The organism is Anabaena catenula FACHB-362, from assembly GCF_014698735.1.
Classification (GTDB): Bacteria; Cyanobacteriota; Cyanobacteriia; order Cyanobacteriales; family Nostocaceae; genus Anabaena; species Anabaena variabilis_A.
Genome location: NZ_JACJTQ010000003.1, coordinates 114,301 through 127,789, shown reverse-complemented (window position 1 = coordinate 127,789; position 13,489 = coordinate 114,301). Strand labels below are relative to the sequence as shown.

General features: G+C 39.4%; 8 protein-coding genes. 2 read left to right on the top strand and 6 right to left on the bottom strand.

Features of this window, described 5'->3' with window-relative positions; genetic code table 11:
* Positions 1–132: 132 nt before the first annotated feature.
* Positions 133–3,000: a beta-phosphoglucomutase gene (gene pgmB, locus H6G68_RS03825; protein ID WP_190905430.1), complete on the bottom strand. Its 2,868-nt coding sequence runs from the start codon at positions 2,998–3,000 to the stop codon at positions 133–135.
* Between the two features lie 529 nt (positions 3,001–3,529).
* Positions 3,530–5,959: a sucrose synthase gene (locus H6G68_RS03820; protein WP_190905429.1), complete on the bottom strand. Its 2,430-nt coding sequence runs from the start codon at positions 5,957–5,959 to the stop codon at positions 3,530–3,532.
* 1,055 nt (positions 5,960–7,014) lie between these two features.
* Here H6G68_RS03820 and H6G68_RS03815 point away from each other — a divergent pair.
* Positions 7,015–7,320, top strand: a complete 306-nt coding sequence (locus H6G68_RS03815) for a HetP family heterocyst commitment protein (RefSeq protein ID WP_190905428.1) — start codon at positions 7,015–7,017, stop codon at positions 7,318–7,320.
* Positions 7,321–7,852: 532 nt separating this feature from the next.
* Here the strand turns inward: H6G68_RS03815 and H6G68_RS03810 are convergent.
* Positions 7,853–8,242, bottom strand: a complete 390-nt coding sequence (locus H6G68_RS03810) for a protein tyrosine phosphatase family protein (RefSeq protein ID WP_190905427.1) — start codon at positions 8,240–8,242, stop codon at positions 7,853–7,855.
* 163 nt (positions 8,243–8,405) lie between these two features.
* On the opposite strand from H6G68_RS03810, the gene H6G68_RS03805 reads away from it, so the two are divergent.
* Positions 8,406–8,594, top strand: coding sequence for a hypothetical protein (locus tag H6G68_RS03805; RefSeq protein WP_190905426.1), 189 nt, complete (start codon positions 8,406–8,408; stop codon positions 8,592–8,594).
* A 270-nt stretch (positions 8,595–8,864) separates the two neighbouring features.
* Here H6G68_RS03805 and H6G68_RS03800 read toward each other — a convergent pair whose 3' ends face one another.
* The 3 genes from H6G68_RS03800 to H6G68_RS03790 form a co-directional block, all read right to left on the bottom strand.
* Positions 8,865–10,031, bottom strand: a complete 1,167-nt coding sequence (locus H6G68_RS03800) for an RNA-guided endonuclease InsQ/TnpB family protein (protein ID WP_190905425.1) — start codon at positions 10,029–10,031, stop codon at positions 8,865–8,867.
* A 137-nt stretch (positions 10,032–10,168) separates the two neighbouring features.
* Complete coding sequence (locus tag H6G68_RS03795; protein ID WP_190905508.1) at positions 10,169–10,618, bottom strand: hypothetical protein; 450 nt, start codon at positions 10,616–10,618, stop codon at positions 10,169–10,171.
* 2 nt (positions 10,619–10,620) lie between these two features.
* Positions 10,621–13,398 carry a bifunctional acetate--CoA ligase family protein/GNAT family N-acetyltransferase gene (locus H6G68_RS03790; protein ID WP_190905424.1) on the bottom strand — a complete coding sequence of 926 codons (2,778 nt, stop codon included), beginning with the start codon at positions 13,396–13,398 and terminating at the stop codon, positions 10,621–10,623.
* Positions 13,399–13,489 lie beyond the last annotated feature (91 nt).

Genomic DNA, 13,489 nt, shown 5'->3' with positions numbered 1-13,489 from the left:
TATAGTTATAAAAAATTCATACACCTAAATGATATTTTGTCAAGATAATTTAGATGCGTTTCCCCTGCTCTACCGGGTCAGGAAAAAAAGTTGATACAAATAGGTAGCAGGGATCAAGAGATTTATCAAAACTCAGCACACACCACTCCTGAACAAATTTTCCCACTTGACACCTGCTAGGCTAGGTAAAACAATATCAGCAGCCCCGACTCTCTCAACAGGCCCCAGTCCTACCGCCAACATTCCTGCCGCTTTAGCTGCCTGAATACCTGCCGCTGCATCTTCAAAAACTACACATTGACTAGGTGGGATTCCTAGCTGTTTGGCGGCATAAAGAAATAAATCCGGGGCTGGTTTGGGTTCTTGGACACTATAACCATCAGCGACAGCATCAAATTTATCCGCAATTCCTAATCGTTCAATGACTACACGAGCATTTTTACTCGCTGAACCAAGGGCTATTTTGATTCCAGCTTGGCGCAATTCATCCAACAGAGAAACCGCCCCAGGTAACAAATCCTTCGACGTGATATTGTGAATCAATTTCACATAATAGTCGTTCTTGCGTTCCATCATTTCCTGAATTTGCACTTCTGAATATCGTCTATCACCAATAATCAACATCAGAGAAGCGCGACGAGAAACACCCCGCAATGCTTCATTAGCTTGGCGGTTAAAAGGTATACCCTCTTCATCTGCTAACTTCTGCCAAGCTTGGTAGTGATAGTCTGCGGTATCTGTCAACACACCATCTAAATCAAAGATAATTCCTCGGATGTTGGGAACTTGGGGAGATGGAGCGGAGGGACGTAAATCAAAATCGTGCCATTTACCGCGCCAGTGTAACTTAAATTGGAGACGTGTCCAACCTGCTGGTAGATGAGGATTGGCTACGGGGAGATTGTCCTGAAATTGGATACCGCCAAATCCGAAAACTATAACCTGCCAAATTCCCCCAGCACTAGCACCGTGAATCCCATCTTGAGTGTTACCGCGTTTATCTTGCAAATCCACCATAGCCGCTTGCATAAACAGATTATATGCTTCCTGTGATTTGCCTAAATCGGCGGCTAAAATCGCGTGAATTGCCGGTCCCAGAGAAGAACCATAGGTGATATCTGTGCGAGGTGCGTAGTAGTCCCAATTTGCTTGTAATGTTTTCTGGTTGTAGGGAAATTCAGCAAATTCTCGCATTAGATAAATTAGCATTAACACATCTGGCTGCTTGAGGACTTGGCGTTTGTTGGCTCCTTCAATTCCCAAGATGGTTTGCATTGACTTTTGGCGTGGTTCGTAGTCGGCTAAATTGATATCTTCTAATTGGAAAAATCCCTCACATTGCTCAATTAATTCCGTTTCTGGGTTGTAGGAAATCCAAATTTTGTTAATGATTTCTTGCCAATTAGTTCTGATTTTGGTTGTAAGTTGCAATTTTTCCGCTAATTCTGCTGCTTTTTCTGGGAACTGACGATGTAACCAATCATCAACTAGACAAGCTTTTTCTAAATGCCATTGCACCATGCGGTTAGTAAAACTATTGTTATGTACCAACTCGTGATATTCATCTGCACCTATCACCCCGCGAATTTCATACCGTTGAGCTTGAGAATTAAACTCAACGCGGCTATTCCAGAAAATAGCAGTATCCAAGATCATCTCTGCGCCATAATCTCGCATCCACTCGTCGTCCCCAGTTACCTGCCAGTAGTTCCAAGCCCCATAGGTAATATCTGCACTAATATGAATTTCCCGATCACGACACCAAATCCGCACATCTTCAGCATAAAAATCATTCGGTAGTGACCATCTAGGTGTGACTTCATCTCCTGTCACAGCACTTTCCCAAGCAAACATCGCCCCTTGATATCCATAATGAAGCGCCTTGCGTCGCGCTCCATTTAAAGTGTGATAGCGGTAACTGAGCAGATTTCGAGCTATGGCTGGTTGGGTGAAAGTAAAAAATGGCAGGATAAAGATTTCTGTATCCCAAAAAACATGACCATGATAGCCAAATCCAGACAGAGTTTTAGCGGGAATACTCACCTTGTCATCATCACGTTTCGCAGCAATTAGTAATTGAAATATGTTGTAGCGAACTGCAAAAGCTGCGGTAATATCACCCTCAATCACAATATCACTTTGTTGCCAAACCTCAGCCCAGGCTTTTTCATTGGCATTGCGAAGGGTGATATAGTCTGGTAGTTGGGCGAGTTTTGCTGGTGCTGTTGTGACTGGTTCCTCAACATCCCGCGAGGTAAAAACTGTCACAATTTTCTCTAACGTCACAGTCTGTTCTGGTTCAGCGAAAAAAGTTGCGCTGACGGTAGGATAGCCCGGTGCAGTATTAACTTGCAGCACCGCTTCAGTTCCTGATATGGTCATCCGCGCCGCCATGCCGATATCTATCTGCGTGTTGCGGGTGCGACTGTGTAACCAGAACCCTTTGTCAATCTTACCTTGGTCTAGTCCTTCCCAATGATTGAAACCTTGATTTTCTGGGTAGCCATTAATACTAGCTTCTATTTCGATTAACCCATGAAAATTTACTGGTGTTAACTGGCAGCGTTGCCCTAAGACATGGTGATCTGCTAGGCTGGCGAAGCGTTCAAAATCGATATCTATGGTCTTGCCTTTGGGACTACGCCAACGCACAGAACGGCTGAGAACACCCTGACGCAGGTCAAGTTGTCTGTTATATGCTAGTATTTCACCTTGGTCAAGGCGGAAGCGTTCCCCATCAATTATTACTACCAATGGTAGCCAATCTGGACAATTGGCGAGTTCGGTATAAACTACCGGCACATCATCATAAACACCATGAATAAAAGTCGCTGATAAAGCGCGAGGATAGCCTTCTTCAAAACTTCCCCTTGTCCCTAAGTAGCCATTACCGATGGTAAAAATTGTTTCTCTAGGTTGCAATAGCTCAGGGTTAAACTGGTTTTCATTTAATATCCAGTCTGTGTAGATAAAATCGTGATAAATGCCTGTGATATTCATATTTAGAACAAATAAATTCTCATACCATTTTGGATTTTAGATTTTAGATTGTTAAAGATAGACAGGTAATGGTTTTGTGCTATTCATCTTTCACAATCTTTTTTTTGAATTGGGATAAATTCTAAATTCTAAATTACAGAAAACTTCTATTTTTGAGGATTGGAGACTGGGAATTTTTTTTGCATAGTTCCCTTGGTGTTCTTGGGGTTTATATTCGGTGAGGACATGAACTGACCAAAAGAGTTTTCAGCCTGTTACTCCCTTCCGAGTGTAAGATTAGCTATCTTCTTCCTTCTTTACTTCGCGTTCTACCCTGCGGGAAGCCACCCTTCGGGTGTCTATGCGTCTTTGCTGTTCATTTAATCGGTATTCTTTTAGTGGGAAGGGAGTAAGAGTTTCCTACTATAGGAATAATATTTGATTTTTGATACGTAGGGTGGGTAATCCAAACCCTTGCTAAGGTGGGCAATGCCCACCCTACGAGACTTAAAATTTTTCAGTTATCATTTATGATTCCTGCTATAGTTTGTTAATGTTCAATGAGAGCATGACGCTCCATATGTTGAGCCAGAATTTTTTCGGCTCTGGGTTTATAGATGAGATGGAATAAAGTTTCCATATAGCGATCTCTGGCTTCGTGATCTTCTGGAGCTACAAAATTCCAAAAACTAAACATTTTCGCTAGTAATAGCAATTGTTCGGTGTGTAAATTCCAATTGTATTTATGGCGAATTCTTTGGATCATCCATTGGGAAATTGTTTGCCAATATTCGGGGGATTTATCACATTGCTCTAGAAAGTCTAAAATTGTTTTCGCTGTTCCTGCTAAATCCGTTGGGTTAAGATGAAATTTTCCGTCCTGATTATCAATAATTTCTAATGCTCCACCAAATTTAGTTGCAAAGGTTGGTAAGCCAGAAATCATCGCTTCTAAAATGCTCCGCCCGAAAGACTCATAAAGAGCAAAGTGGACATAAATACCTTGATGATCGGCAATTATGCGGTAAGCTTCACCCATGTTACGGCTAGGAAAGCGCATCCCTAGCCAACGGATTTTACCTTGGATATTATATTGATTAATAATATCGTGAAGTTTTTCTATTTCTCTTGCGTCTTCTGAGTTAGTCGATTGATCAGGATGTACTTTACTAGTTAACAAAATTAAGTTACAGCGCTCTTGTAATTCCTGACTTTGACCAAAACATTCAGCTAAACCAGTGAGATTTTTAATTGATGTGACGGGAGTAACCGCAAAAATTGGTCTTTTTGTTAGGTCATCTAAGTGACCAATAATGTTGTCATCCTCACGGCTAAAAAGTAAGTCTTGAATATCTTGGCACAGGAGTGAATTTCGTTTTTCTGTTTGGCTGTATGGAAAAAAGAAAGTTTCACTTACTCCCGGTGCTACCATGTTGAATTTAGGACTAAATAAATCAATCCCATTAATTACATGATATAACTGGGGCATGGTAAAACAATTGTAAGATTCGTACTGCCCGATGGTGTCTGGTGTACCGAGAATTTCTTGATAGGATGATGCTATAATAAAATCCGCTGAATTCATGCTGATTAAGTCAGCAGTGAATTGGGCAGAGAAATGATATTTTTCTTCTAAGTCTTGCCAATATAAGTTACTAAATAGATATTTAGGTTTTTCTAGAGAATGAGCAATGTTGCATTGGGTGACTTTCAGTCGGCGGGAGAGGAGAAAGGCGACTAAGTTACCATCACTGTAGTTGCCAATAATTAGATTGGGTGTACCTTTAAATTGGGCTAATAGTTCTTTTTCGGCATCGTGGGCGAATGTTTCTAGATAAGGCCAAATTTCAAATTTAGAAATCCAGTTATTGGTCACTTCTGGATTAAATTCTGCAAAGGGAATCCGCAAAATCCAGGCGTTTTCTGTATTGTGAACTTTTTCTAAACGCAAGTCGCAAAATGTCTCTTCGCAATTGGGGATGAGGCGGGTGAGAATAATTACATGAGGTTTAATACCTAATATGTCAAGACCTGCAAGTTTGATTTCCTCTCGCAATTTGTTTTCTAAGCTGCGTGCTTGTTCGAGGACATAGATAACTTGACCTAATGTTTCATCTCTTCCTAAAACATCTTCTTGAGCCACCCAGCCATGTATGGAAATGAGGACGACGCGAAAGACGGCGGGGATACGCGCTACAAAGGCTTCAAGGATTGAGGGTTGGGGGGTGTCGATGAGTCTTTGTAAAAGTTCTAGGGTTTCTCGAACTCGCCCTGCATTGTTACCCCAGCCGGCTTCTAAACCGAGTTCTTGGAGGTGAAAGCGGAATTCTGGGTAGGGTTCCTCAGGGGGTCTTGCACTCAAAAAAGCGATCGCTGGCTTAATTTGTTTGGCTAGTTCGATTCCTGAGTGAATGCGTAGGCCGATTAGTAGCCGGATGCCATTGTATTGCAATCTTTGTAATGCTTGAAACAAAAGCTCTAGCCAGTATTCAGGGTCATTGACAACTTGATTGCATAGGTAATGGTTGAGGAAGGCTAGACCTTGACCAATGTTTCTGGGGTCGCTGATACTGGGGGATGTTTGGTAAAAGGGGCGAAGGTCGATTTCTAAAATGTCGGGTTGGTAGCGGTTGACTAAGCGATCGCGCACATCTAATAATTCTTTGGATGTCATCAGATCAAACCCACTGCAATCTGCGGTTAGTCGCCACACTTCTTGGCTTGCTATCTTCGGTCTGACCACAAACCAAGTACTTTCATGGTCGAGAATTATTTCATGGGTGTAGTGTATGAGTGTGCCGATCGAGGAAGAGTGATAAAAATAAGTAGGTTTTTGGGATTGATGACAGTAATTTGCAAAGGCTTGCAAAATTTCATTTCTCAGAAAGTAAGATTTATCAGTAGTACCTAAAGTCAAGATAAACTGCTGGAGTGCGGTTTTTTCCTCACTATTTAAAACAGTTTGCACTAATTCATACATAGCAAATTCCCAAATTCTAGCTAGGCTACACCCTCATTTTTTCTCTCCTCAAAAACTGTAGTTCTAGATGATGGTTTTTGTGAGGTGCATTTTCTCTTTGAAGATAAACAATTTGTAATATTTATCGCATCTAGCTCAAGTATGAAACCCTCTATCATTCCTCAGATATAGAACTAAGGGAAATGGCGGAAATACTGATTTTTTAAGCCAGAGAACCGGCCATTTTTGCTATATATGACTCCTATTTGATTTTTGTGAAAGTGTCCTGCGCTTTGCGCTTAATAAAAATCAGTACATATTTACCTCTCCTGTTCCCTATTCCCTATTAAGAACCCACATAAGTAAATTTAGTAATCAAACCGGATTCCTATAGTTGATGTGGCATTATATCGTGTCCGGTTCTTCACTTCAGCATATCCTTAGAGATAGATTTATTGTTAGGGCTGATGTTAGGGCTGACGGGTCGAGTTTTTTGATCAGCAATTAGCCGGACTTGATATTAGTCATACGCCCCCGTCAGGAAGACACAAAAATCAAATAGGAGTCTTATAACATCACTAATTAATGACACTTTCGGAGGTTCATATATGCTGAACACAGTTTTGTCAACTACTGTAAACTATAATTTTTTTAGAGAAAAATTTGCCAATTTGGCTAAATAGACTACAAAAAAATAGTATCCTGCATATCATGTGAGTGTCTGTGTTCCCTATTTTCTAATCACAAGATTGACTTGGGCGCTAAAGTCAGGGCATAGGTTTAGAATTTGCGTACAGGTAAGGGAAAATGGGTAAGTTAAGTAGTGCTAAGTCCTGAGTAAAATCCTATAACTAAAGTTAGGTGATGAGAATAAGGATGCTTTTTTGTCAGTAATTGCTAGGAACACGATCAGTTTATACGGTAAAATCACTGATAATTCTTGAGATCATGACAAGCGATCGCCAAATCTTTATGACTCGGTTTTGTTGGGGTTTTGGACATCTGTAACAGACAACAATATCCCGCACATATGCAACGCTAAACCTCCATTGATACAAAAAACATCAGGGTTAGTTATGAACTACCAAGTTTCTTCTTCTCAGACAAATTTTCAGACTGCTATTACTCCTGAAGAATTAAATCAGATCATTGAAACCATTGCTGATGGTAAATATTCCTGGGCTTGTGTACTGATTTTACGTTTTATTGGCTACAATCCACTTCATTACATCCCCCAGCGTACTTACAGTCGTTTAATGAAAGAAAACAGCGAATTTGTAACAACATCAACCACAACTTCACAGAAAATCCCAGCCAATATCACATCTTCGGTAAAAAGCCCTAATTGCGTGGCTGCATCTCAGATTTTCAGCACAAATTAGTACTGCTGCACAAAAGTCAAAATTCAAACATCGAAAAGCTTATTAAGTACTCTTGCAAAATAAATTATATAGTTGGGCAAAGGAACAGGGAACTCTTAACGGGCAACAGTAAAGGAATACAGAGATTTCTGTTTTTTTGAAAAATGTATAAATATTTTTGCATAAGTACTTATATAGAAATAAAGTTTGATTATGGAAATATACGTAGGGTGGGCAATGCCCACCTTAGCAAGGGTTTGAGAGGCAATGCCACCCTACGAGACTTAAAATTTTATGGCTACGCCACGCAAGCTATCAAATATCATTTATGATTCCCATATAAGCTTTTCGTCAACTTGGAATGGTTACTATAGCAGGAGGCAGGAGGCAGAGGGCAGGAGGCAGGAGGGAAAGCCTTATTATATCTAAGTTTCAAGGATTAATAATGTCCTAATTATCCTGGCTACAGCTATATGACAGGAGACAACCCTATTACCTGTTAAGAGTTCCCTGCTGTAAATTTGTACCTTTCTCTACTAAAAAACGCTCTAAATTATTTTTGTAGTAAACATAATTTGATAGTTTGTTGCCATGCTTGTTCAAAATCAATTCCTTGTTTAGTGGCAATATATAACAATACTATAGCTGCTGAACGGATAGAAATATCACAATGTATCAGCATTGGTTTAGGTAATTCTCTAATAATTTGAAATACCCGGAGTGCAGCTTGATGATTGAGACTTTCAAGTTTTGTGGGTACATTCACATAGCACAATCCTAAAAATTCAGTATTTTTCTGTTCATCTTCCCACCAACATTTTTCATCTGCAAAACACAAATTAAGGACAGATTTGTAACCCTCTTCAGCAATTTGGTTTAACTGATATTGGGTAATTTGCCCACTGATTGCTAATTCCTGATTAATCTTTCTAACAATATTCATGTATCGGCACATTTTTAATCCTGGCTAATGTGTTAAATGTTTGGAAGTGTGACAACAAGGCTAAAAATAAGTCTAGGTGTAGGGAAAATATAAATTAATCAATTTTTCATCAATTTTTAATTTATACCAATTTAATCTGAGGTATCACAGACTCATAGAATCCATGAATTCATCTGGTATTTATCTGTATTCTTTTCTCTTCTCCTGTCGGAGACGCTGCGCGTTGGCGTTAGCTTCGCTTTTGGCGATACGAGAAGCAACTCAACGGGAGTCTATATCTGCGGTAGTTGTCCTGGAAATTTTATTCTATGCAGCTTCATCTGAAAAAAAGGTATTAGGATTTATTACCTAGTTGTACTTTAGGCTAACTATTAGCTCTGCTCTTAACTTAGAGCAACAATTTGAGGAAGTTGTGAGGAAATAATTTTTGTGGAAGAATTTTATAGGTTTGGAATGAGGTCTTTAGACCTGAAAGTAAGGCTGTAGCCTTGACTACCAGCAAATTTCCAAATTTGTTACCTTACTTAACATAGTTTGATTTTTTTCGCCTACTTAAAAAACCGCTGAAATTCCCCAATCATATATAAGGACAGGGTTTCCGATACAAAAAAGCTAACAAATGCTAACAATTGTCCGCTTTTTCTTCCTGCTTCATCCTATTCGTGTCGGCACTATCTAGTCCACAGGCTAACACGGTCAATCTGACCGCTTCATTACTTATATTAAGCGCAGCATTTAAATCTCTATCACACTCAAAGCTACATTTCTCACATTGAAACACTCTTTGAGACAGTGACAGAGATGATTTTTTCTCACCACAACGAGAGCAAGTTTTACTACTGGGATAAAATCTATCCACAATGACTAACTTACTACCATATAGTTGAGTCTTGTATTCTAGCTGCCTACGAAACTCATAAAAACCCATATCAGCTATAGCTTTAGACAACTTACCATTAGCTAACATTCCTGATACATTCAAATCTTCTATCCCTATGACTGCGTGGTTTTTGCTGACATAAGTAGTGATTTTATGTAATGTATCTTTTCTGATGTTGGCTATTTTTTGATGTAGTCTCGCTATCTTGATTTGGGCTTTTCTATGATTATTAGAACCGACTTTTTTATGCCGATTCAAATATTGCATTCTTGTTAGTAAGGATTCATACTTTTTATAGCTTTTTGCTCCATCAAATACTTCTGTTGTTGATAATATTGCTAAATGATTTATTCCTAAGTCAACTCCGACAAACTCTTGCTTTTTAATGGTTTGACTTGTTTCTACTTCTATTTTCCAGGAGATAAACCATCTGTCAGCTTGTTTGCTAATTGTGACTGATTTCGGTTGATATCCAAACGGTAAAAGTTCATAGGTCTTTATCCATCCAATTATAGGAACTCTTACCTTTTTATGGTCAATATGAATTGCACCATCTAATGTAAAAGAATCATTTCTACCTTTTTTCTTGAAGTTGGGAAACCCTTTAACTTTTTTGAAAAAAGATTTAAAGGCATCTGATAAATGTCTTAATGCGTATTGAGGAGCGCACTTAGATACTTCATAATACCAAGGATGGGTAGATTTAACTGCTGCTACTAACCATTTATGTAAGTCTATGGCTGTGGGAAATTTAATTTTATCGTCAGGGTTTGTCCGATTATGTATTATTACCTGTTGACAAAGTGCTAATCCTTGATTCCAAGCGTGTCTGGCTACTCCTGCGTGTTGTGCCAGTAGTAGTCTTTGTTGTTTGCTTACCTTCAGTGCTGTCTTGAATCCTAGTAGCATGATTCTATTTTACAGCCTCATGCCTACTATTCACAGAAAATATGACTTGAGTATCAACAAACTTAATGTAAGCAATTGTTAATAATTGTTAGCTTTTAGCTTACTGTTGATTAACCCCAGCCCTACAACAGAAATAATTACTTTGCTGGGGGGAGAGTTAGCGCACTATCAGCAGGGGGTTCTGTGTATTCGCAAAAGATATTTAAGCCTATTTTTAGGATATACAAAACAACCACTGTTGCAATAGCTGGATCAATTGGTAAACCTGCTAAACCAACGAGGGAAACAATCAATCCTGTTAGTAAAGGCGCACTTCCTGGATTTTTACTGTATTCTTTGATTTGACTGCGAAAACCTTCATCACCACAAAGTTCTCTCCGCAATACTTTTAATGTTACTTGCCAGAGGGATTTATCCTCAACCAAGGTTCGTGACTGTCCATTTTTTTCTACCCATAAATCCTCGAAAGTGGTTTCTATATTGCCATTGTGGATGATCAATTTATCCATTGCTGCTTGTGCGGGGGCGTAATCTTGCATTAATTCCCGCATTTCTTGGATTTCTTTAGTTGCTAATTGAGCATCCATAGTCATTTGTTCCTCAGTTGAATTTCCGCTCTTAATACTGTGGCATCGGTTGTGGTTTCGATTCGGAAACCGAGTTTTTCACAGATTCGCTGCATACCTAAATTATCAGCCAAAATATCAGCATAGATACAGCAGATTTTCTCATTTTTACCAACTTCTAGTAATCGGCGGACTAATTCTGTCCCTAAACCTTGACACTGAAAGCGATCGCTCACCAGCATAGCAAACTCCGCTGCATCACTCCCATGTAATTTACTTAATCTTCCTACTGCTAATATTTCCCTGTTTTCTGTTTCGGGATTTTGGTATTCTGCGACTAAAGCCATTTCTCTGTCATAGTCAATAAAGCATATCCGAGTCAGTCGTTCATGGGTGATGCGTTGACTCAATTTAATCAGGTGGAAATAGCGGAAATAAACACTTTCTTCCGATAGAGTTTTGTGAAATTGTATCATTAATGGTTCGTCTTCAGGACGAATGGGACGAATAGTAATTGGTGTCCCATTTTCCAATTTCCAATTACTAATATATTGACTAGGATAGGGACGAATTGCTAATTTGGGTAATTGATTTTTTTCAACATTAGCAGAATGCAAAACTATCCGCGCATCTAAAGCAATTAATCCCCCAGGATTTACAGGAGTGGGGGGAATAGCTAACAATGGATTAATATCAATTTCTTTAATCCCAGGTTGTTCCACAACTAATTGACTAAATTCTACCATTAATTCTTCCAGGGCAGCGATGTCAATACTTTTACGTCCTCTGACTCCTTGCAAGGCTTTGTAAATTTTGGTTTGTTCCATCATGCGCCGTGCTAGGGTAGTATTGAGAGGAGGAAGTGCGATCGCACTATCTTGAAAAATTTCTACCAATTGTCCCCCAGCCCCAAACAACAACACTGGTCCAAATTGCGGATCTAAACTACTCCCAATAATCAATTCATAACCATCGGTTTTTACCATTGGCTGTACAGTTACACCCAGAAAATCGTCGGCGTTGGCTTTCTCTTTTACCGATGTTTCAATCTTTTGATAAGCAAGTTTTACAGCTTCTGCATTTTGTATATTTAACTGAACACCACCCACATCAGTTTTATGAGTAATTGTCTGAGAATAAAGTTTTAAAACAACCGGATAACCAATATTTTCTGCACATTCAACTGCTTTATCTGCACTTTCAGCAATGCAACCAGCAACCACAGGAATACCATAAGCGGCTAAAATTTCCTTAGATTCAAATTCGGTGAGAATTGTTCTTCCTGCTGTTCTTGCAGCTTGAATAATATTCTCGACTATGGCACAATTTCGAGTATTAGCATCACAAGTTAATGTAGGTAAAACCGGAGTTTCATAAATACCGCGCAGGTTATAACTCGACTTCCACATATAACTAAATATCCGCGCTGCTGTATCGGGATAAGAGTATGTGGGAATACCTTGACTGTTCAGAATTTGTTCTCCCTCAGCTACATCAGCACCACCCATCCAACTTGCTAAAATCGGTTTATTCGACATTTGCGCGTAGGGTTTCAATTGTTCCGCTGTTTGGGTAGGATCTGTCATTGCTTGGGGTGTTAAAATCACTAACAAACCATCACTATTGGGATCTTTTGCTGCAATTTCTAAGGCTTTTGTATAACGTTGGGGATCAGCATCTCCTAAAATATCAATTGGGTTATTATGACTCCATTGTGCTGGTAAAATCTCATTCAAAGAAGTCATTATTTCCGGAGAAATAGATGCAAGTTCTCCTCCGCTTTCAATTAATGTATCTGTTGCTAATACTCCCGGACCTCCAGCATTAGTTAAAATCGTCAACCGTGAACCTTTGGGACGGGGTTGTTTTGCTAATACTTCCGACATATCAAATAAATCAGAAATACTATTAACTCGTAATACCCCACAACGATGAAAAGCTGCATCTAATACAGCATCACTTCCTGCTAATGCACCTGTGTGAGAAGCGGCTGCTTTGGCTGCGGCTGCGGTACGACCGGCTTTAATCACAATTATCGGTTTTGTTAAAGCCACTTCTCGCGCTGCTGATAGGAATGAACGCGCATCCCCAATGGATTCCATATAAATTACAATACTTTTAGTATGGGGATCATCCCCAAGATAATAAATCAAATCACCCCAATTTATATCTAACATTGAACCGATGGAAACGAAGGCACTAAAACCAACGTTTTCCTGTAAACTCCAGTCCAGAATTGATGTACATAAAGCCCCACTTTGGCTGATAAAACCAACATTTCCAGGACGCGCCATTGTACTTGCAAAGGTAGCATTTAAACCTGTGCGCGGACTCATTACACCTAAACAATTAGGACCGATAATTCTAATTTTTCCTCGGTGTGCTTGTTGGAGGATTTCTTGTTCTAAAGCTATACCTTTTTCCCCAGCTTCTTTAAAACCAGCGGAAATAATAATTGCTCCTTTTACACCTATATCCACACAATCAGATATGATCTTGGGGACGGTGGCTGCTGGTGTAGCTATGACTGCTAAATCTATCTTTTCGGGAACATCAAAAATACTAGCATAGGCTTTAATTCCTAGAACACTATGCCTTTGGGGATTAATAGGAAAAACTGTTCCCCCAAAGGGATTACTAATTAAGTTCCAAAGGAGAGTTCTTCCTACGCTTCCAGCTTTTTCACTGGCTCCAATTACAGCTACTGTCTGAGGTGTGAAGATAGCATCTAGGGGATTAATTCTCTCTGTTTGTAAGATATCATAAGCGCGGTCGCTGGTCGGTTTGAGAGATTGTTGCATGACTGCTCCTAAATTTTATATTGTTATTTATGGGTTAAGAAATACTGTTTACAGTGATTTTGAGGTAAATGAACTACATCTTTTTTCTCTC

Coding starts and splice junctions, on each gene's coding strand:
- pgmB (WP_190905430.1), bottom strand. CDS start 3,000: ATGAATATCACAGGCATTTATCACGATTTTATCTACACAGACTGGATA.
- H6G68_RS03820 (WP_190905429.1), bottom strand. CDS start 5,959: ATGTATGAATTAGTGCAAACTGTTTTAAATAGTGAGGAAAAAACCGCA.
- H6G68_RS03815 (WP_190905428.1), top strand. CDS start 7,015: ATGAACTACCAAGTTTCTTCTTCTCAGACAAATTTTCAGACTGCTATT.
- H6G68_RS03810 (WP_190905427.1), bottom strand. CDS start 8,242: ATGAATATTGTTAGAAAGATTAATCAGGAATTAGCAATCAGTGGGCAA.
- H6G68_RS03805 (WP_190905426.1), top strand. CDS start 8,406: ATGAATTCATCTGGTATTTATCTGTATTCTTTTCTCTTCTCCTGTCGG.
- H6G68_RS03800 (WP_190905425.1), bottom strand. CDS start 10,031: ATGCTACTAGGATTCAAGACAGCACTGAAGGTAAGCAAACAACAAAGA.
- H6G68_RS03795 (WP_190905508.1), bottom strand. CDS start 10,618: ATGGATGCTCAATTAGCAACTAAAGAAATCCAAGAAATGCGGGAATTA.
- H6G68_RS03790 (WP_190905424.1), bottom strand. CDS start 13,398: ATGCAACAATCTCTCAAACCGACCAGCGACCGCGCTTATGATATCTTA.